The following is an 18,288-nucleotide window of genomic DNA, read 5'->3' as shown; positions in this document are numbered from 1 at the left end:
TGTGTGAGCACCATTGATGGCGACCAGCTCTTGGACTCGGCGAAGGACTACGCCGACCACGCTCTCCGGGCCTATGTCGAAGGCCAGAACAAGAGAGCACTCACCGACGCCGCGGTGAGTCTGGAGCACTTGAGCAAGGCAGTCTTGTGTTCCATCCAGCCTGTGCTCCTAGTCGAGCTGAAGAACGGGTCCTTTGACTCCCTGCTGCACCTCGCCGGTGAAGGAAGCAGGTCCAAGAAGCCGCCGAAGGACGTCCGCACCATCAGCGGCTCGGAAGCCATCGCCCGCGTCCAGCTCGTCGTCCCCGGCATCACCGTGCCCCCGGAGCGGATCAAGCAGCTCATCGCCCTTCGGAACGGTGTCCTGCACGCGGGCCAGTTCGACGCCCAGGACGTGCACCAGCTCCTTGCCGCATACGTCCGCCTGGGCAACCGGCTCTTCGAGGAGCTGGACGTCTCTGACGACGCCCGCTGGGGGGACCACCGGACGCTCGTAGAGTCCGTGATCTCCGAGACGCTCGATGAGGTCGAACGGGACGTGCGCCGCCGTATGGTTCAGGCCAAGTACCACTTCGACGACCTGGTCTCTAAGATTCCGCCAGAGCAGCTACCGAGTCTGATGAATGCTCTACAGGTAGCCGCCGGCTCCCTGATCGCTGGAAAGGCTATCGGGATCGAGGTACGCAATACGGCGTGCCCCGTCTGCAAGCACGGAGCAGCGTCCTGCAAGGGCTGGGTGGATATTCTGTTCTCCGAGCGGATCGAGGACGACCTTGTGGTGGCGGTTGACCGAGAGTGGGCCATGATCGCGGAGATCTTCGTCTGTGGGGTCTGCGATCTCCGGCTGCATAGTTCGGACGAACTCGAAGCTGCGGGGCTGGATGCTTTCATCCGGCTTCCCGACTACGAACTCCCAGACGATGACGGTTTCTTGGACGAAGGCCCTTGGATGAGCGACTAACGCAGCCGGCCAAGTCCTTTTTCGCTCTGCGTCCGTACGCCTCTTGGGACGGAGTGAGACGTAGCCTGGTGGCCATCTGCCTCTCGACCTGACGGAGCTTGGCCACCGGTAAATCCTTCAGCGATCACGTAGCGAAAGGTTAGGCATACCAGCCGCAGCGGTAAGGGTCTCAGCGGGCACGGCAGGCGTCTTAGAAACATCGGAGCATCACGAAGCCCGCCACCCCTCGGAGGAATCGTGACCATCTGGTCGAGCACGGGGCAGTCTGACCTGCTGACGAGCGGTATCGAGCAGGGACAGGAGGTTTGCGGAAACCTCGACTGGACGTTCCTCGGGCTGCCGCCTCTCATTCGCAGTTCGCCGGCGTTCTCGCGGGCTTCGTACTAGCGATCATGGGAATCCTGCTGGCTCGGGACGGCAGCAACGGCAAACGAGCCTTGGCGCTCACCCTTGGACCACCGAAGGGCCTTCACCAGGACTGTAAGGAAAAAGTATGCGATCTCCAGATGCAGATCTCTACTGTCTTCCAGTGAGCACTCCGACCTATGAAGAGCTTCTGGCAAGCGCACGGTTCTTCGCCGATCGCGCCCTACGGGACTACACCAACGACGACCGCCGCGCGGTGCTCATGGACGCGGGCACGCTGCTGGAGCACGTCTCCAAGGCACTCCTGATCCAAACAAACCCGGCGTACCTAGTCGAACTAAAACCCGGGGGGTTCGACCATCTCCTGCATCTCACCGGACGCGGCGACCGAGCACCCCGGCTCGGCTCGTTGAGGACCATCGGGGCGAACGAGGCAGTGACCCGCGTCCAGAAACTCGTGGACATCCGCACCTCCAAGGCCGACCTGGATGATGTGCTTCAGGTCCGAAACGGCATCGTGCACACAGGAGCTTTCGATGAGACCCGGACTCGCCAGTTGCTAACCGCGTGCCTGCGCTACTGCGAGGAGGTTTACCACGACCTGGGGATGGACGCCCCTTGGGGAAGGCACGCGCACGTGGTCCAGACGCTCCTGAGACAGTCGTGGACCGACGTTCAGCACGAGGTCTACCGGAAGATCACAGCGGCCAAAGTCCGGCTGCGCGCGCTGATGGGGCAGATCCCAAAGTCCGAGCAAGCGGCCGTAGCCGCAGGCCGGCAGAGCGTCCTGCACCCACTCGCTCGTCGTACCGTCCGGACGCCCACCGGCCAACTCTATGTGGCGGAACTCGTGGACTGCCCGGTCTGCACCCACGCAGGCGCACTCTGTCTTGGACATCTCCGCGAGGGGGTGGAGTGGCACAAGAATTCCCCGCACGAGTCCGAGGACCCAAATATCCCCGCCGTTTGGCTCCAGCCCGAGGAACTGCATTGCCATGTCTGTGGCGTTAGTTTTAGCAACGCGGACGAGATGCAGTTGGCTGGCGTCCCACCTCGTCTAGAAATCGACGGGAATGTCCGTGCGTACCTCGGTGGCCGGGTGGCAGATTTTCAGGTACCCGACGACTTCGCTGAAGGCTCCTGGACCGTGGACTAGCGCAACATCGCCAGGTCCCTCTTCACGCGTCACCCGAAGGCCCGCTGGCGGGCGACATCTCAGGCAGAAGCGCGAGCTGTCTAGACACCCAGCGGGCCTTGTAGATCGCATAGAGCACCGGCCGCTCCCGTACCGGCACCAGTCCCACGGCAGGACCCACGACGGCTCGTCACCGAACTTCTGGACCACCTCGCCGGCCTGCTCGCTCCAAACCCGGACGCCACCAGGGAACTCAGGATCGAGATCATCTGACAGGTGACGTTCCCCATATATCAGGGGAAAACCGGGTGCGATCACCGGAGGCCGATCTCTACCGTCATCCGAGTGACCATCACCCACACCGGACTCCTGGCCTCGGCGAAGGAGTTCGCCGACCGGGCGCTCACCGCCTACGTAGAAGACGACGCCGCCGTCATCCTCGCCCACGCGGCCACGAGCCTGGAGCACCTGGCCAAGGCAGTGCTGTGCAGCCGAAGTCCCGTCCTGCTGATGGACATCCAGCGGGGCAAGCTGGACTCGCTCGTCCAACTTGCGGGCTTCCCCGAGATGGCGCGCAAGGCCCAGGACGGGCCGTACACGATCAGCGGCTCCCAGGCCGTCGATCGAGTCGGGACCCTGTTCCCGGGAATTAAGGTGCCGCAGGAGATCACCAAGCTCACCGCCATCCGCAACATGACCCTGCACGTCGGCCAGCACCAAAAGGACGACATCCGCGACCTCCTCGCGGCGTACCTCCGGCTGGCGAATGAGTTGTTCGGGGAGATGAAGGTTCCCGACTCCGAAAGATGGGGGAAGCACACTGACCTGGTCGAGTCGCTCATCTCCAAGTCCCTCGACGAGATCGAACGCCGGGTCGCACAGCGCATCGCCCAGGTGAAGTACAAGCTCGATTCCTGGCTGTCGAAGATCCCGGAGGAAATGCGCCAGTCGGTCCTCGACCGGCAGCAGGCGATGGCCACACCCGAAGTGCATGAGCTGCAGGACTGGGTCGCGGCCAAGTGTCCGGTCTGCGGCCAAGGAGAGGCTCTATACGTCGGCGATCTGATCTTTAACCCGGACATCCACATCGATGCGCACGGACGGCACGATGTTGACGGCGGCATGTACGAACTGTTCGTCGAACGGTTCACCTGCGGTGCCTGTGGCTTTGAAGCGATCGGCGCGGAGGAACTCGCCGCCGCCGATCTGGAGATCGTCTTAGATGTGCCGATCGAGGAGGACTACGGCTTCATCGACGAGGACCCCGGGACGGTCGACTAGCGCAGCCGGGCCAAGTCCCTCTTCACGCGCGCCCCGAGGGCCCGCTGGGACGCCGTCAGCTAGGGCATGGTCGCTAGATGCCTGCGGACCCAGCGGGCTTTGTTGACGGCGTACAGGACCGCCTGGTCCCGCACGGGGACGAGCCGTCCGCCGGACAGCCACAGCGGCTCGTCCGGAAACTCGTACAACACCTCGTCGGTGCGCTCGCTCAGCACCTTGCAGCCGCCGGGGATAGTCAGAATCGGAGTACTCGCGTCATCACGTCCTCGTTACTTCGGTCGGGGATCTCTCGGTAGGTCGCCGGGGAATCAAGTCACAGTTAGTGATCTTGTACGCGTATAGTTATGACTTCCAAGTTCGAGCCCGCCGGCCCCTACGCGGGGAGCCCGGTGCTGGCGGTCACCGGGCCCGGGTCAGCGGCGCTTAGGACGTTGGATGTGCCAGTGGCCGGTGTCGTACCGACAGAACCACGGTTCGAAGTCGCCGTAGCCCGCCTTGCCCTGGCCGATCAGCCACTCGATGAGCCCGTTCGCGTCCCGCCGGGATTTCAGCACCCTGCATCCGGTGAGGCAGGTCATGCCGCCACCGCCTGACGACGCAGCTCGTGGACCTCGGTTTGGGCCTGCTCGCGACGCATCCAGAAGCGGTTCCACTCCAGGTCGTCTTCGATCTGGAGTCGTCGCTCGCCGTCCTCGCGGACGTGGTCGTCGGGCGAGGTCAGCTCCGGGCGCTCCGAGGGCGGGCCGTACACCGGGCTGGCCGTCCGGCACCGGTGCTTGCGCAGGTAGTTGCGGGACTTGCGGAGCCGGATCAGCAGCACCTTCTCGTAGGCCAGCTTGCGCAGGATCCGGTTGACCTTGTTGATCGACAGGCACGCGTACTCGCCGCGCTCCCCGCCGTTCCAGGCGTTGACCATCGCCTTGCCGGTGGCCCGGTCCTTGGTCGGGTTGAGGGGGCGACCGCCCGCCTTGGCCGCGTCCTCGCGCTCCTGGCGAAGGCGCACATACAGGGCGACCAGGCGCTTCTGCCCCTTCCGGTCATTCGCGACGTCCACCCCGGTCGCCAGGGGGCACCCTTGTGCGAGAACGATCTCGGGCGGCAGGTTGGGCCAGTGCTTGAGCCGGTGCACGTTGCGGCACTCCGTGCACCGCCACGCGTAGTCCTCTTCCTCGCCGTCGTCTTCGAGGGCGACGATGTAGCCGTCCGTTGTGCGTCCCAGCAGGGTCGGGTGGTCCTTCAGCAGGACGTCCAGGGTGTCCTGCCGGTCGGCCAGCCAGGGGGCGCTCCCGTGGACGTCCTCGTCGCTGCTCAGCTTGGCCAGGATGTCCAGGGCCAGGAGCCGCTCGTCGTCCCGCTGCCGCCAGTCGAAGCTCCACATCGTGGTCTGGTACCGGTGGATCTTGGCGGCCTTCCAGGTCTCGGTGACGATGCGCCCGTGCCCAGTCAGGAGAGTCATCCGACCTTCATGGTCAGGGTGGGGAACACACGTATCAGGAGTCTCCCTTAGCGGTGTTTTCCCCAGGTTGACCATGAACTCCTGACGCTGCTCGGCGTCCCGCTGGCACTGCTCGCGCACCTCCCGGGCCCGAGCCAGCCCCCGCAGCCGCCTGGCGGACAGCTCGCGGGCCCTCTCCTCGGCCTCCTGCTCCTTCTTCAGCCGGGCCTGCTCCTCGACCATGTGGCGCTCGTACTTGCGGACGCACGGGCGGTAGTGCCGCTGGAAGTCGTGCTCGCGGAACGGCCAGGAGGGGTCCTGGATCTCGTCCGCCAGCTCCTGCCAGCGCTCCCTGGTCTCATTCTCGTCCAGGCCCGAGAACACCCACCCGTAGGTGGAGCGGGCCATGAGGTCGTCGTCCCCGTGGCCGTCGCCCCGGTACGCCCCCGGACGAGCGGAGCCGGTGCTCTCCCGCTTGACCTCCAGGAGCGCCTCCAACTCCTGCTCGTTGGCCACCAGGACGGGCTTGCCCGTCCGCTCGTACCGGTCGCCGGAGTAGTGCAGGGACCCGGCGGCGGCCACGAAGCCCGCGCTCTTGATGTCCCCGCCCTGGATCGGCCCCTGGGTCGGCCACCGGTCCTTCGGGACGTGCCGCATGTCCAGGTAGATGTGGCCGCCCGCTCCCCGCCGGGTGTAGGCGTACTCCTCCAGCGGGAGCAGCTCCCCCAGGTCGCTCTCGGCGTACGCCTCGGGGTCGTCCACGTCGATGACCGCCAAGCCCGACTCGGGCGAGCAGATGACGCCCACTTGGACGGCCTCCACGCCCCGCTCGGTGGGGTAGTGAATGACCCGGACGCTCGGCGTCTCGATGGTGGTAACCGAGCCGTACGGGTACTCGGTGAAGGCTCCGTAGACCGAGGGCTTCTTGGACCACTTCCCGGTGCCGACCCGCACGCCGGGACCGTACTCGGGAGCGGGCTCGGTGGCCTCGACGTTCTGGAACGGGATGAGGGTGAACTTCAGCGGCTCCGCGATCGGGTTGCCGCTCTGCGCTATAGTCAACATAGTTGACCTTTCAATCTCGGTGGAGAGCGGCCTGGCTGGGGAGCCTTGGGGCCGCTCTTCGCGTTTTGTCACTCCACTACTTCGGCGGTGCCGCACAGTGTTGGAGAGCAGCGAAGGGCGAGAATCTACGGACGCGGCTGGCTACTGATGAAGTCCCGCAAGTCGGCGTCCAACCAGATGATCATCCGCACCAGCGAGTCGGTGGCGGGCACCCGGTCACCCCACTGCCAGGCCCCCAGGACCGCCGGGTGGACGCCCAGCACCTCGGCGACGGCCCGCTTGGTCAGTCTCCGCAGCCGCCGATCCCGGTCCAACGCCGCCCACAGCGCGAGCACGTCCAGCTTCGGCACGGCGTCCTGCTCGGCGTACCGCATGGTGTCCTGCACGAGGCCCTCCCCCACGTCGGATGAAGCGGGCGGTCCGCCTCACTCCTTAGGGAGGAGCCCGAGCGCGCAGGACAGTACGCCTCCGTACACGAACTCATTCGTGAACGCCCTACTCAGGAGAATGCGAGGCCCGTGCCGGCAACCGCATCGCGAGCGGAGCGGGTACGGCAGGCCCCTATCGGCCTGGTCTCGCAGGTCACGTACCCGCTACCAATGAAACTGGGGAACGACATCCTGCACGTCCTCGTGAGGACCGCCCTCGGCCGCTGTCCTCGATAGTCCGCGATCCGCCACCGAACCGTCTCGCCTCGGATATCCGGGTGCCTGAAGATCTGGCCATCTCTACCCTCGGCAACGTGAGCTGGAACGAGAGTACAGGCATGGTCAGCAGAGCCTTCGAGGCGTGGAAAGCCACCGACACCGAGATCAGGGCGTTCGCCAAGCTGGCCTTGGGATGGGCCGATCGGGGATTCGACGAGTACTGGACTTCGGCTGGCGAGACCGCGAACCGCAATTTCAATCCTGAAGATTCCAGCGGCTATGAGCAGGCCGACGCGTTCCATCACGCTGTGGATGGGCTCGGGCCTGATGAGTTCGAGTGGATCGTCCGTGCCACCGTGATCAGGGAAGCGGTGACGTTCTTCGAGGTCTACCTGGAGCAGGCCGGACAGGAGGCTCTCGACAGGTACTGGTGGACGGACGAAGCGGGACAGAAATACCGGATGCTCCTCCACACGAAGGGGGCCCAGCAGAGCCCGAGGTGGCCCACGCTCGTCCGCTTCCACAAAGAACTCGGCAACAACGTTGAGACCGACCGGGTGAGATTCATCCGAGACCTCCGTCATCTGTTGACCCATCAGCGCGGCGAACTCCGGACTGAGGAGCGGCGAGTACGCTTCGCCGACGATCACGTGGTCGCCTTCGCCAAGGACCCGAGTAAGCACGCCGACATCTGGGACGAGGCATCGGTGGGAGGCCAAGTTCAGCTCCGCCACGAACGTGTGATGGCCATCCTGGACGACCTTGGAGCCGTCGTACGTGCTGCCGACCCCGTGATCTGGTCGATCCGCTGGGACACGGGCGCGCTACCCAACGTTGACACCCTCAAGTCCGACAGCCTCATCGACACGATCCCGATGTAGCCATCCTCCTGATTGAGCGCATCTCGCGGCTCACCTGTTCAGGCGGCCTCGTCCTCGGACAACTTGTAGTCGATGAGAGCCGCTTGCAGCCGGCCCATCTCCCAGGTGATGTCGATGACCGGCGGCATGCTCTCCCAGAAGTTCGCGGCCCAGCGCTCTCGCAACCAGGGCTGATCCTCCTCCGGGATGATCAGGAACTCGATGTTCCCGACGCGGAACTCCAGATCCCCGAGCACGCGCCACTCGCGTTCCCACTCGAACTCATAGCGACCCCACGATCCCGAACCGGGCTTGTCGATGAACGGCGTGAGCTTCCAGATGGGGTCGGCAGGGTTAATGCCACCGACCATCGCCTGACCCACGACCTTCTGGATGGCCTCTGCTAGGTCGGTGGTGTCGCGGTGGACGTACCAGACCGGCGCACCGCCACGCTCCCGGACGAACGACCGCCGGAAGCCGATGCCCAGTCGACCGTGCTGTTCGACGAGCCGATCCAGTTGGTCCAGCGGGATCTCACTTAGGCAGAGGGCGTGCTGTGTCCGGTCCAGCTCACCCTTTTCCGCGAGGTTCGTGGCAGTCCCCAGCGGCCTCTCAGCCTTGATCACATGATCTCTGAGGATCGTCCCCCAGGCATCGACGTCCGTCAGGTGGACGAGGTACTCCGACATGTCGCGCCAGTTCTCATTGCCTCGATAGCCGAGCACCCCAGCTCCTTCGTCCTCATGCTGTACCGATCAGTCGCCCCCCACATACACGTAGTGGCCTATGTCAGGCCCACCAGTCACCGAAGCGGCTGCAAGGCCTGGCGTCCGGAACGCTATCGAGAACGCTGTGCTGGCCGCGCTGAAGTACGGGGTACGCCATCGTTCTGAGGCCAGGCGTACGCCATCAGGTCGACGTCGAGAACGAGGTAGGCCCTCGTCGTAGACGAGACCAACAGCTTGAGCTGGGACTACCAACGTCACGTGCCCGGACCAGAACGTCGTCCGCGTCGTCCAGGCTGTCCGTCCTGAGAGGCCGGAACGAGAGCGAACTCGCCAGGCCCGTCCTTGCAGGACGGGTACCGTCCTCGTCCTGCCAGGTCCGTACCGCGATCAGCCGGTGCGGATCCGGGACCAGGTACGGACGGCGTGAGGACAGTCCTCGTCCTCACGGCCACGGCACGTCTCGCAGGACAGCTCGAATGCGTCGTCCTACTTCGAGTCGCTCCGTTCGGGATCCCGAGATGGGGACAGTGACCACAGAGCGGCCGCGACGAATGCTCTCTTGTGGGATGGCTCCGCGTGACTTCTACGGAGGTTGGCACGCAGTGAGATCCTTGGCGTCATGCCCCTCGAAGACGACGCCGAGGACGACCTCGACCGTGTACTGGGCCAGACCCATCACCTGCTCGGGGAGGCCGGGGACGAACTCGCCCAGCGGCTCGTCCTACAGGCCAAGCTGTCCGTTCGCCGGGACGGTGGCTACTTCAATCCGATCCCGGGCGACAACTGGACCGCCGCCTCATACGAGGCTGTCCTCCAGGTGCCCCCTTTCTCGGAGAATGAGTACACGCAGGAGATCATCGGCCGGATCTGGACCAAGCTGGAAACCGTGCTGACGAGGCATGGCCGAGAAGACGTCTTCAGCTTGGTCGTCCAGCCCGCGCCGGAGCCTTTGCCATCGGTCGACCCTGACTGGCGTAGCAAAGCCCACCTGGAAACGATCGCACCTCCAACCAACCAGGCGCGGCGGGAGCGGACGGCGGGGGGATACCCCACCCGGGACGGGCTGACGTTCACCAGCCGAGCCGAGGTCGTCGTCTACGAGCTGCTCGTGGGCATTCAGCGGGATTGTCCGCCGGAGAAGGCGTTGGCCATCTTGCCCCTTGCGGGGGCGAAACTTAGAGACGCCGGCGTCCGCAGCCCGGACTTCGTCGTCATCGGGAACGGACGGGCGCTCGTCATCGAGGTAGATGGCCCCCACCACTACCGGACCACGCGTAAGGCCGACGATGCCGACCGCGACCGGCACTGGGACCGCTGCGGCGTCCGCACGATCAGGATCGGGACGCATCATGTCGAACACCCAGACGCCCTCGACGGCCTCCTCCGAGAAGAACTGAGGCGGTGGCTGTTCGGATTGCGATGAGGCGCTCACACAGAGGTAAGCCACCGAGGATCGGTTTGACCGAGTACTCCTAGTCCTTCAGCTTCCTGGGCTACTGTGCGGGAAGACCTTTAACCAGGCCAGCGTGCCCGCGCCCAGAGAGTGTCCGAGGCCGCGGGTTAACTGAGCCTATGGACGACACCGGACCTCAGGAGGACCCCATGGCCACGGTGATCAGTAGGTCCGCCGAGGAACTGAAGCAAGAACGCCAACACCTTCTGCGGCGGGCCGGCATCCGAGGACGAACTACGTGAGCGTGCCGAGACCTACCAGCTCACTGCGGAGCAAATGGACATTCTCGACGCCGTCAACAATATCGACTACCTCCTCAACGACTGATGCTCGCTGGAGAGGACCAAGACCTCACGCGGCAAGCCGAGACGTTCGCCAACGACCTCACGCGTACCGTGCGGGGCGTCCTCGGTCCGGACGTGCCCGTCTTTGAAGCCGTGTATGAGAGCGGTAAGCGTGGGGCACGGCGGCTACTGATCCGGTCTCGGACGCCCGAGGCGGAGCCCTCTCCCCCGATCCCCATCAAGATCGACGGCAAGCTCCGGCTGGAGTTGATTGTTCAACTCCAGTGCACCTGGGATGGGCACCGCAGCTTTCTGGCCATCGGGGACTCCACAGCCCGAGTCCGTATGGTGCGCAAACCAGAGCCGCTGTTCCGCTGGGAGTACCTGCGCCATCCTGAGAGCAATGTGCCGTGCGCCCACTTCCACATCCACGCGCACCGCGACGAGACCGTCTACCTACTGCTGACTGGCAAGCGCAGCAACGCCCGCGTCAGGAAGCGGACCGCCCAACTGGACGCAGACACACCGGTCGTGCCCCAGCTCTCCGATCTCCACTTCCCTTTGGGCGGTCCGCGATTCCGCCCCTGCCTGGAGGACGTCCTCCAGTTCTTGGTCGAGGAGTTCGGCATCGACTGCGAGGCCGGCTGGAAGGACGCCATAGACGAAGGCCGCCGTGCCTGGCGCAGGCTTCAGGCCGGAGTTGTCGTCCGTGACTGTCCGGCGGAGGCAGTCAGGGTGTTGGAGGACCTTGGCTACAAGATCGAGCGTCCTGCGGAACCACGTCCCGAGAGCAGCAAGATCATCTTGTACTGATGGCGTCATGCTCCTCGTTCTCGTCGTCATGCATGTGAGTGGTGTACCCCGCACACCCGAAAAGGCCTACGCGATCAGCGAGGCCCCGCACCAGCACCCTGCTGGACGGGGCCTCATCGTTGCAGCGTCAGTCCTTGGTGCCTTCCGGGATCGCCGGTGCGTCCACGCGGCTGCCGTACGTCGCGCTGCCCTGTTTGCCCGGCGACAACTTGATGATTGCGTGGTCGTCCGGTCCGCCGCTCAAGTACGCCTCGCTGATCACATAGGGGCACCTGTCCAGGCGGATCCGGACCTCACCGTTCTGGTAGGCGCGCACACGCACGGTGCGGCCGTCGGGGAGTGTGAGCGTCTCGGCGAAGATGGTCGCCGGAGTTTCGGACTTGCCTGCCATACAGACCTCCTCAGGTCTTACCGGACTTATGGTCGACGGTGCCCTGGCCCTACAGACGAACGTCATACGGGCGTGCAGGCCACCGATGTTCGAGTTCGTACGCTTCAAGCCGCTTGATCGGCACCCGCCACCTGGGTGGCCGATCCGCTCCCGCCCACCTGGGCAGAAACGAGTCGAGGCCGGCGGACAAGGCCGCTAGCTTCTCGGCATGCATTTGAATTGCATGGCGGTCGTCCCGTGACGGCGCGCGTGGGCTCGCCGCAGCACCGCACAGCTTCCCACACGCCTCGAGCGGGTGCTCGTTGAGAGCGTGGAAAAAATTGCGTCCACCAGCTCCTGCTCGATCTTCAAAGCGTCAGTAAGCCTGGGAACAGCCACGCTTGATGCCGGGCATGACCGTCTGGATCTGAGCGGCGATGCCAAACCGCCGCCCCACCTCGTCCGCCTCCAGGAAGGTGTTCAGGACACCGCCGAAGACCTGGAACTCGATGGTGTCGAGCTGCTGCATGGCGTTGGAGACGGCGAGGCTCGAGTCCCCTCCCTGTCGGGTCTCCTGGACGTAGTGGCTCAGGGCCTGGACCACATGGTGCTGACAAGCCTCAGCAGGCCCTTGAGCGGCCGGAGCCGTACGGGTGTCCTCCGGTGCCGAGGAAAGCCGTACGTCAGTATGCGGCGAGCCGTCAGCGCGGGAAAGGGCCACCCAGGCGGCGAGGCTGATAAGCACCAGGAGGACGGCCCCCGCGAGCAGCACCACTCCCGCGCGGGACATGGCTCGGGGCCGGGACGGGAGGGTGTCGATTCGGTCATGGGAGGACGGAGCACGGTGCATGGGGTCTCTCCAGTCAGCGGTGGGGCAGCAGATCCTGGAGCCAGCTCCCGGCGGTCACGTCGGGAGTGTCCAGCTCGATGACGTCGCGGATGCCCCCGGCCTCCAGCACCTGGGCCATGCGCAGGTACGTGAAGCCCTTGGCGGGCCAGTAGCCCTCGACGGCGATGAGCTTGCGGGGCTCGCCCTGCGGCGGGGCGGGGAACAGACCGGCGGCGACGGTGTCGCGGACCCAGGTCACCCGGTACCGCGCGACGTGGACCAGGGCCACGGCCCGGTACTCGTCGATGGCCTGCTTCACCGCGTCCGGGCTGTCGCACAAGGCCCCGGCTCCCACGCTGGTGACGAGCTTGCGCCGGGCTCGGGCGTTGAGCATCAGCAAGCACTCGGTGGTGTGGTCGGTGGTGAGCGCGTTCTTGCGGGCGGTGTCGAAGAGCGCGTCGGCGTAGACCTCGATGTCGCGGGTCATCAGGGAACGGGAGCGCATCTCAGCTCTCCACCACGGCGAGGACCATCGAGACGCGGCGGGCGGCCAGCGCGTGCTCGGTGATGGGCGCGATGACCTGGCCCCAGGACCACACGAAGTCGTCCGCCACGACCTTCACGCGCTCGGAGAGGCGCGCGGCGGTGCGGTTGGTGATGATCAGCTCGAGACGTCCGGAGGCGACCTCGATCATCTGGGTCCGGAAGGTCTCCTGGTCAAGCTCGGCGGCCAGCTCGGTGAGGTGCTGCTCTGCGACAGGGGTGTCCATGGCCGGGGACGGTAAGCCTGACCGGCCGCCTGAATTTCACCAGTGTGAAAGTCAGCCCAGAAGATTAAAAACTTCAGTGCGGAACGCCGATCCTTGCGGCCAATCCACGCAATTCGCGCCCGACCGCTGCACCGTATGTCTGCTGGAGCATGACCGCAACCGTCTCGGCGACCGGCCCGGAGTTGCGGATCTTGTGCGGGGCGACCTGCTCGGCCCGCAGCAGCCACCTCTCGGCCTGCCTGCGGGTCTTCTTGTCGCGAGCCAGGCCCCGGCCGACGTCGGCCAGGAACGAGGCGTGCCTGCCCCGGCGGGGAGCGATGACCTCTTCGTCCACTCCGTCCGCCAACTCCAGCAGAGTGCCGCCGCTCTCGCCCCGCTCGGTGGCCAGGGAGACCTTCCAGACGCCGACGTTGCTGGCCGAGAACGCACCCCAGTTCGCACCGGGCGTGTCCGGCGTACGGCGGGCCAGCTCGGTGGCCTGGTCCATCCAGTGCTCGGCCTTGCCGTAGTCGTAGATGACGGTCGCCTGCATGGACGCGGCGAGCGCAAGCATGCCGAGCACCTGGACCCCCAGGTCGCCGGTGGCGTGCGGCTCCAGGGCGTTGGCCGCCTCCTCAGCGGCGGCGAGCGTCAAGTGCCGGGTGTTGACCGGCATGGTGTGGACCCGCAGGCTCGCGGCCTTGGCGGTCGAGATGGGGTCGTCCAGGAGCCTGGCCACCTCGGCGGCCCGCATCGCCGCGACCGAGGCCAGGTCGTCATACCCCAAGTCCTTGGAGGTGAAGGTGGCGGTCTGGAACGCCTCGATGAGGGTCCGGAGCGCGAGCCTCTGCGCACGTTCGTCGGCCGGGTCTGCGGCGTGCAGGTGCAGCTCGCCGATGAGCTGGGGCAGCTTCTCGCCGACCGTGAGGTGCTTGTACTCCGACCGGTCGATCTTTCCCATCTCGGCGACCAGCTCGTCCAGCGGACGCGCCCGGTCCACCGCCGGAGCCGTCAGGGTGTTGGCCATCAGCGCGGCCCGGACGGCGGGGATGGTGGCGTGCGGCGCGGACTGGACGGGGTCGGCAGTCAGGTGGGGTCCGCCGACCAGATCCTTCTCCGAGACGCGCAGCGCGTTGGCCAAGGCGGAGATGTGCGAGCGGCGGTCCAGGGCGCGCTGTCCGCGCTCGGCCATCGAGAGGAACGAGGGCGACAGGTCGGCCAGCCCAGCCAGCTCGGTGAGGGTGAGCCGCCGCCACTTGCGCAGGACCCGCAGGCGTGCACCGATCGTGTTGGCGTCCCACGTGAGATCATCAGCCATCGGCCCGTGCCTTCCTGGTTGCTCGCACTCCCAGGGTAGGCACGGGCCGATGCTTTTTCGTAAGGTAGCTCGGGAAGATCTAAGCCGCGGTCGTTCAGGGGGCCGGCCTGCCCAACTGTCGATTGGCCTGGCAGTAGTCGCGGATCACACTGACTGCAACCCAGATCGTGACGACGGTACTGAGCAGGCACACGATGTAGGTCGCCCACGGTGATTTGGCCAGCACCTCGGGGACGCCGCTGAGCACGATGCCCCAGCCGATCACGGGCAGCGCTCGACCGTCGATCCGGGCGGCAGACGCTTCCATCTGCCGGAGGAGAGAGCGCAACTCCTGGAGCCCAGCCTCGTGCTTCTGTGTCGCCTCTTTGAGGGCGTTCGTGGTGTCCCTCTTGTGCTTGGCCAGGTCAACCTCCACCTTCCCGATGTTGTGCTCGATGTCGTTGAGCCACTCTCGGATCCGTCTGAATTGCTCCTTGCTCGGTGTATCGTCCGGCCAGGACCGATTGACTACGGCATAAACCGAGCCCGAAGCTTCGAACGCCGCACTCAGCTGTGCGTGGCCATGGTGATGACGACGACGCCAGAAGGTCACTTTCCTCCACGTCCAGCGACCGAACCAGCGTGTTCCGTCCGGGGAGACGACCAAGGCTCCTACGAAAGCCACCGCGACACCCGTGCCCTTGTTCGTCCACGTCAGGAAGTCCGTGTCTAAGAGAACGCTCACCACAGCATCGTGACGGACCACCCGTGTCCATGCAGAGCTTCAACAACGAAGGGGCCTGACCCACAGTTCGCGGACCAGGCCCTTGGGACCTTTAGGAAGTCGGCGACAGCCGGTCACCCCTGCGCTCGTGATAGGCGTTCGCCTTCCGACGGAAGCCATCCGACGGCCCCGGAGTACCGCTGCGCAGCCTAGCCAGCACCTGGGCCACGACCTGCTCGTGCACCTCGCGGTCGGTGGCCCTGCGCCGCTCTTCACTCGTCATCTCGACCCCTCCTGATCAGTAGTAACGCTTACAGTATATCTTCCAGCTTCACTTCCAGTACACTCTCTAGCATGACCGAGACCCAGGCCGACAAGGTCCGAGAGAACCGCCTTCGCCGGATGGCGAACCGGCAGGGATACGCCCTGAAGAAGTCCGGACGCCGCGACCCTCGCGCGGTCGACTACGGCGTCTACTGGGTCATCGACCCGAACACCAACGCCTTGCTGACCGACGAGAAGGGCCTGTCCCTGGACGAGATCGAGAGGTGGCTGACCTCGGACAGGTGATCAGGCAACCGAAGAGCCCGGCGCGGATCGCATGCGCCGGGCTCTTTCGCGTGCAGCTCAGGCCGTGCGCAGCTCCCGCAAGACCGAGCTGGCGGTGCCAGTGCTGACCCCCAGGGCGGCCCGCAGGGCGTCCCGGCTGATGCGCTTGCCCACCTTCTCCCGGTGCTCGGCGTCTGCCTGCTGGGCCAGGATGAGCAGCTCCTCCAGCGCCTTCGGCGGCTTCTGGGCGGGCTTCTTGGCCTTCTTCGGGGCCTTCGCCTTCGGCTCGGAGGCGGGCTCGGGCTCCGGCTCGACGACCGGCTCCTGCTCCTGGGCAGGCTCCTCGACGGCCTCGGCCTGGGGCTTGTCCGCTCCCCCGCGCCGCTCGATCAGGGCGACCGCGAGCAGGAAGCAAAGCGCCGGCACCCCCGCCACCACGAGCCCCCAGGGCGTCCGCTGGGCCTCGGCGAGGTTGGCCCCCAGGGTGAGGACGATCGCGCCCGAAAGGACGAGCGTCGGGACGGTGCTCTTGCGCTCCAGCCGCTTGTCCCGGCGGATCTCCAGGGACGCCACGACGGCCAGAAGGTCGATGCACACGGCGGTCGCGTAGGACATCCAGCCGTCCTGGCCGCTGCGGGCAGCCAGGGCCGCGATGTGCGTGAAGCTCCCGCAGGCCGCGATAACGGCCAGCACCGCGATGGGCAGGTGGTCCAGCACCCTCACATCTCCTCCAGGATCTCGTGGGCGACGGCGTACAGCTCGGTGTCGGTCGCGTCCATCAGGGCGGCGTGCCGGGTCTCGGTGCTCACGGCGGGCGTCCAGGAGGTGCGCAGGATGGCCGCCAGCAGGCCCTCGTCCACCCCGAGCACGAACGAGGGGGCGAACTCCTTCAGGGCCATCCGGACGGCCCGGCGCAGGATCACCTCCGGCACGTCCGGCACCGCCTCTCGTAGTCCGGGTCGGTCATGACGACGGCGAGGTGGAAGATGGCCTGGGCGAGCCGCAGCAGCCCCTGGTTGGCGAGGGTGGACATCGGGGTGCCCCGCCGCCTGGCGGGCCGCCTACGGCGAGCGGTCCGGGCGGGACGCAGGTACTGGAGGGTCAGCAGCCAGGTGACCGAGCAGGTGGCCGCCCCGTAGCAGGCGACGACGAGGGAGAGCAGGATCATCGGCCCTCCCCGAGGGTGTAGTCGGTGCACCGGCAGATGAGGCAGGTCAGGCCCTCGGCGTGGTCGCGAGTGGCGTGGCCGCAGTTGCCGCACGGGGCGACCCCGGGGCGCGGGCCGTCCGGGATGTCCAGCTCCAGGTCGGCCAGCAGGGTCAGCTCCATCTGGACGCTCGCCCGGGGCAGGCGACCCATCAGACGCACCAGCTCCTCGCGGGCGTAGTAGATGGCGGTCGTCGCCTCGTCCAGCAGGGCTCCGACCTCCGGGGCGTCGCTGTCGTCACCGACCAGGAACCAGTCAGCGTGCCCGAGGGCGTTCTTCAGGGCCTTCTGCGCCTGCACTATGTGCCGCCGCAGCGGCGGCTGGTCGTTCTCCGGCAGGTGGTGCCGGGAGTGCCTGTCCCTCATGGAGCCTCCTCAGATCCGGTCGCCGAGCGACAGCCGCTGACCAGCCGCCCTGGCGCGTTGATCAGCGGCGGAGGCTCCGTACCGAGCCGCCATGGAGACCGACTTCCAGCCCGCCAGGCGCATCAGGTCGTCGACCGACCCACCGTTCAGCCGGAAGTAGTGGGACCAGGTGTGGCGGAGCATGTGCGGGAAGAGGTCGCTGATCCCGGCGTCGTTCCCGCGCCGCTCGATCATCTGGAAGATCCCGGAGGCGGTGAGGTGGCTGCCGTTGGTTCCGAGCCAGAGCCAGTCCAGGTGCGCCAGCCGCTGCTTGGCCCGCGCCTTGAGGTAGCGGTCCAGGGCCAGCGCGGTCTTGTGCCCGAACGGGACGGTGCGCTGGCGGCGGCCCTTCCCGGTGACGACGACCTCCCGGTAGTCCAGGTCGATGTCGTCGAGCTTGAGGCCCGCCAGCTCGCCCCGGCGCAGGCCCGCGTCCATGAGCAGCATCAGGATCGCGGTGTCGCGGAGCTGGACGAAGCCCCGGCCCTGGGCCGTCTTCAGCAGCTTGGCGAGCTGCGCCTCCGTCAGGACGGGGACGGGCTTCTCGGGGACCATCGGGGGCTTGAGGCCCCACATCGGGTTGGGCAGCCCGAACTCGCCGGACCACCAGCGGAAGAACTGCTGGACGGCCCGGTACAGGTTGTTGGCGTAGCCGGGGGTGCGGGTGTCCAGGACGTGGATCGTGAAGTCCTGGACGTCCCGGCCCTCGACGTCCTCCCAGTTGGCGCAGTCGGTCTCGGCCGCCAGCCAGCGGGCGAACTTGGTGGCCGCGCCCACATAGATCTCAGTGGTGCGCTTGCTCTTGTTCTCGGCCCGCAGGTGCCTGCGGAAGGAGTTGATGTCGGGGACGTACGGGGCGATCACGTCGCCGGGGGTGGTGCTGGCCTTGCCGGTGGTGCTCGTCTTCGTGTTCAGGATGAACCGCCTAAAAATCAGGTGGGTTCACCCTCCACGCCGGTGCCCTTGGGTAGAAGGCGACGTCTCTTCAGACGTCCGGCGCAGCGGGTCATCCCTGCGAGGAGTACGTCCTCGCAGGTCAGACTGGCTGCTGTGGGCGCGGCAGGTTTCGAACCTGCGGCCACTCGCTTGTAAGGCGAGTGCTCTACCCCTGAGCTACGCGCCCGCGTGCTCG

General features: G+C 66.2%; 24 protein-coding genes and 1 tRNA gene. 7 read left to right on the top strand and 18 right to left on the bottom strand.

Going from position 1 to position 18,288, the window contains the following annotated elements; all coding sequences use genetic code 11:
• Positions 1-3 precede the first annotated feature (3 nt).
• The 3 genes from QP089_RS17075 (at position 4) to QP089_RS17065 (ending at position 3,742) form a co-directional block, all read left to right on the top strand.
• Positions 4-960 carry a hypothetical protein gene (locus QP089_RS17075; RefSeq protein ID WP_285912605.1) on the top strand — a complete coding sequence of 319 codons (957 nt, stop codon included), beginning with the start codon at positions 4-6 and terminating at the stop codon, positions 958-960.
• 529 nt (positions 961-1,489) lie between these two features.
• The gene (locus QP089_RS17070) at positions 1,490-2,482 is read left to right on the top strand and encodes a hypothetical protein (protein ID WP_285912604.1); all 993 of its coding nucleotides are present in this window, start codon (positions 1,490-1,492) and stop codon (positions 2,480-2,482) included.
• 324 nt (positions 2,483-2,806) lie between these two features.
• Positions 2,807-3,742, top strand: a complete 936-nt coding sequence (locus tag QP089_RS17065; RefSeq protein ID WP_285912603.1) for a hypothetical protein — start codon at positions 2,807-2,809, stop codon at positions 3,740-3,742.
• 59 nt (positions 3,743-3,801) lie between these two features.
• Here the strand turns inward: QP089_RS17065 and QP089_RS17060 are convergent, their stop codons facing one another.
• The 4 genes from QP089_RS17060 to QP089_RS17045 all read right to left on the bottom strand — a co-directional run bounded on the left by QP089_RS17060 (position 3,802) and on the right by QP089_RS17045 (position 6,628).
• A complete protein-coding gene (locus QP089_RS17060; protein WP_285912602.1) occupies positions 3,802-3,957 on the bottom strand; it encodes a hypothetical protein in 156 nt (51 codons plus the stop codon).
• Positions 3,958-4,155: 198 nt separating this feature from the next.
• Positions 4,156-4,320, bottom strand: coding sequence for a hypothetical protein (locus QP089_RS17055; protein ID WP_285912601.1), 165 nt, complete (start codon positions 4,318-4,320; stop codon positions 4,156-4,158).
• Complete coding sequence (locus tag QP089_RS17050) at positions 4,317-6,242, bottom strand: bifunctional DNA primase/polymerase (RefSeq protein WP_285912600.1); 1,926 nt, start codon at positions 6,240-6,242, stop codon at positions 4,317-4,319. The genes QP089_RS17055 and QP089_RS17050 overlap by 4 nt, the downstream gene beginning before the upstream one ends.
• A gap of 125 nt (positions 6,243-6,367) precedes the next feature.
• Positions 6,368-6,628, bottom strand: a complete 261-nt coding sequence (locus QP089_RS17045; RefSeq protein WP_285912599.1) for a hypothetical protein — start codon at positions 6,626-6,628, stop codon at positions 6,368-6,370.
• A 356-nt stretch (positions 6,629-6,984) separates the two neighbouring features.
• Here QP089_RS17045 and QP089_RS17040 point away from each other — a divergent pair, with 356 nt between their 5' ends.
• Positions 6,985-7,770 (top strand): hypothetical protein, encoded by a 786-nt coding sequence (locus QP089_RS17040; protein ID WP_285912598.1) that lies wholly within the window; start codon positions 6,985-6,987, stop codon positions 7,768-7,770.
• Positions 7,771-7,808: 38 nt separating this feature from the next.
• Here the strand turns inward: QP089_RS17040 and QP089_RS17035 are convergent, their stop codons facing one another.
• On the bottom strand, positions 7,809-8,474 hold the full coding sequence (locus tag QP089_RS17035) for an abortive infection system antitoxin AbiGi family protein (protein WP_285912597.1): 666 nt from the start codon (positions 8,472-8,474) through the stop codon (positions 7,809-7,811).
• A gap of 622 nt (positions 8,475-9,096) precedes the next feature.
• Between QP089_RS17035 and QP089_RS17030 the strand changes: the two genes are divergently transcribed.
• Together QP089_RS17030 and QP089_RS17025 are read left to right on the top strand one after the other, a co-directional pair.
• Positions 9,097-9,900, top strand: coding sequence for a putative endonuclease domain-containing protein (locus QP089_RS17030; protein WP_285912596.1), 804 nt, complete (start codon positions 9,097-9,099; stop codon positions 9,898-9,900).
• A gap of 356 nt (positions 9,901-10,256) precedes the next feature.
• On the top strand, positions 10,257-11,027 hold the full coding sequence (locus tag QP089_RS17025; protein WP_285912595.1) for a hypothetical protein: 771 nt from the start codon (positions 10,257-10,259) through the stop codon (positions 11,025-11,027).
• A gap of 127 nt (positions 11,028-11,154) precedes the next feature.
• On the opposite strand, the gene QP089_RS17020 is transcribed toward QP089_RS17025, so the two are convergent.
• From QP089_RS17020 to QP089_RS16990, 7 genes are all read right to left on the bottom strand, one after another.
• Complete coding sequence (locus QP089_RS17020) at positions 11,155-11,418, bottom strand: hypothetical protein (RefSeq protein WP_285912594.1); 264 nt, start codon at positions 11,416-11,418, stop codon at positions 11,155-11,157.
• 355 nt (positions 11,419-11,773) lie between these two features.
• Complete coding sequence (locus tag QP089_RS17015; protein ID WP_285912593.1) at positions 11,774-12,172, bottom strand: hypothetical protein; 399 nt, start codon at positions 12,170-12,172, stop codon at positions 11,774-11,776.
• A gap of 88 nt (positions 12,173-12,260) precedes the next feature.
• Positions 12,261-12,731, bottom strand: coding sequence for a hypothetical protein (locus QP089_RS17010; protein ID WP_285912592.1), 471 nt, complete (start codon positions 12,729-12,731; stop codon positions 12,261-12,263).
• 1 nt (position 12,732) lies between these two features.
• Positions 12,733-12,996, bottom strand: coding sequence for a hypothetical protein (locus tag QP089_RS17005; RefSeq protein WP_285912591.1), 264 nt, complete (start codon positions 12,994-12,996; stop codon positions 12,733-12,735).
• Between the two features lie 73 nt (positions 12,997-13,069).
• Positions 13,070-14,293, bottom strand: a complete 1,224-nt coding sequence (locus tag QP089_RS17000; protein WP_285912590.1) for a helix-turn-helix domain-containing protein — start codon at positions 14,291-14,293, stop codon at positions 13,070-13,072.
• A gap of 94 nt (positions 14,294-14,387) precedes the next feature.
• Complete coding sequence (locus tag QP089_RS16995; protein WP_285912589.1) at positions 14,388-15,017, bottom strand: hypothetical protein; 630 nt, start codon at positions 15,015-15,017, stop codon at positions 14,388-14,390.
• A 91-nt stretch (positions 15,018-15,108) separates the two neighbouring features.
• Positions 15,109-15,279, bottom strand: a complete 171-nt coding sequence (locus QP089_RS16990) for a hypothetical protein (protein WP_285912588.1) — start codon at positions 15,277-15,279, stop codon at positions 15,109-15,111.
• A gap of 71 nt (positions 15,280-15,350) precedes the next feature.
• On the opposite strand from QP089_RS16990, the gene QP089_RS16985 reads away from it, so the two are divergent.
• On the top strand, positions 15,351-15,566 hold the full coding sequence (locus QP089_RS16985) for a hypothetical protein (RefSeq protein WP_285912587.1): 216 nt from the start codon (positions 15,351-15,353) through the stop codon (positions 15,564-15,566).
• A 57-nt stretch (positions 15,567-15,623) separates the two neighbouring features.
• On the opposite strand, the gene QP089_RS16980 is transcribed toward QP089_RS16985, so the two are convergent.
• From QP089_RS16980 to QP089_RS16955, 6 genes are all read right to left on the bottom strand, one after another.
• Positions 15,624-16,268 carry a DUF2637 domain-containing protein gene (locus QP089_RS16980; RefSeq protein WP_285912586.1) on the bottom strand — a complete coding sequence of 215 codons (645 nt, stop codon included), beginning with the start codon at positions 16,266-16,268 and terminating at the stop codon, positions 15,624-15,626.
• Entirely contained in the window at positions 16,265-16,477 is a 213-nt protein-coding gene (locus QP089_RS16975) for a hypothetical protein (RefSeq protein ID WP_285912585.1), read from the bottom strand. The genes QP089_RS16980 and QP089_RS16975 overlap by 4 nt, the downstream gene beginning before the upstream one ends.
• On the bottom strand, positions 16,465-16,713 hold the full coding sequence (locus tag QP089_RS16970) for a hypothetical protein (RefSeq protein ID WP_285912583.1): 249 nt from the start codon (positions 16,711-16,713) through the stop codon (positions 16,465-16,467). The genes QP089_RS16975 and QP089_RS16970 overlap by 13 nt, the downstream gene beginning before the upstream one ends.
• Positions 16,710-17,117: a hypothetical protein gene (locus tag QP089_RS16965; protein ID WP_285912582.1), complete on the bottom strand. Its 408-nt coding sequence runs from the start codon at positions 17,115-17,117 to the stop codon at positions 16,710-16,712. Before QP089_RS16965 ends, QP089_RS16970 begins: the two co-directional genes overlap by 4 nt.
• 9 nt (positions 17,118-17,126) lie before the next feature.
• The gene (locus QP089_RS16960) at positions 17,127-18,020 is read right to left on the bottom strand and encodes a tyrosine-type recombinase/integrase (RefSeq protein WP_285912581.1); all 894 of its coding nucleotides are present in this window, start codon (positions 18,018-18,020) and stop codon (positions 17,127-17,129) included.
• A 187-nt stretch (positions 18,021-18,207) separates the two neighbouring features.
• Positions 18,208-18,279: transfer RNA gene (locus QP089_RS16955), tRNA-Val, on the bottom strand.
• Between the last annotated feature and the right edge of the window lie 9 nt (positions 18,280-18,288).

The organism is Actinomadura opuntiae (assembly GCF_030283205.1).
Lineage (GTDB): Bacteria > Actinomycetota > Actinomycetes > Streptosporangiales > Streptosporangiaceae > Spirillospora.
This window is presented reverse-complemented; position numbering and strand designations above follow the sequence as displayed.

Excerpts from the sequence above, each read along its gene's own strand:
- QP089_RS16970 (WP_285912583.1), bottom strand. The coding sequence starts at position 16,713 with ATGATCCTGCTCTCCCTCGTCGTCGCCTGCTACGGGGCGGCCACCTGC.
- QP089_RS17010 (WP_285912592.1), bottom strand. The coding sequence starts at position 12,731 with ATGCGCTCCCGTTCCCTGATGACCCGCGACATCGAGGTCTACGCCGAC.
- QP089_RS17030 (WP_285912596.1), top strand. The coding sequence starts at position 9,097 with ATGCCCCTCGAAGACGACGCCGAGGACGACCTCGACCGTGTACTGGGC.
- QP089_RS16965 (WP_285912582.1), bottom strand. The coding sequence starts at position 17,117 with ATGAGGGACAGGCACTCCCGGCACCACCTGCCGGAGAACGACCAGCCG.
- QP089_RS17050 (WP_285912600.1), bottom strand. The coding sequence starts at position 6,242 with ATGTTGACTATAGCGCAGAGCGGCAACCCGATCGCGGAGCCGCTGAAG.
- QP089_RS17005 (WP_285912591.1), bottom strand. The coding sequence starts at position 12,996 with ATGGACACCCCTGTCGCAGAGCAGCACCTCACCGAGCTGGCCGCCGAG.
- QP089_RS16985 (WP_285912587.1), top strand. The coding sequence starts at position 15,351 with ATGACCGAGACCCAGGCCGACAAGGTCCGAGAGAACCGCCTTCGCCGG.
- QP089_RS17000 (WP_285912590.1), bottom strand. The coding sequence starts at position 14,293 with ATGGCTGATGATCTCACGTGGGACGCCAACACGATCGGTGCACGCCTG.
- QP089_RS17020 (WP_285912594.1), bottom strand. The coding sequence starts at position 11,418 with ATGGCAGGCAAGTCCGAAACTCCGGCGACCATCTTCGCCGAGACGCTC.
- QP089_RS17055 (WP_285912601.1), bottom strand. The coding sequence starts at position 4,320 with ATGACCTGCCTCACCGGATGCAGGGTGCTGAAATCCCGGCGGGACGCG.
- QP089_RS16990 (WP_285912588.1), bottom strand. The coding sequence starts at position 15,279 with ATGACGAGTGAAGAGCGGCGCAGGGCCACCGACCGCGAGGTGCACGAG.
- QP089_RS17025 (WP_285912595.1), top strand. The coding sequence starts at position 10,257 with ATGCTCGCTGGAGAGGACCAAGACCTCACGCGGCAAGCCGAGACGTTC.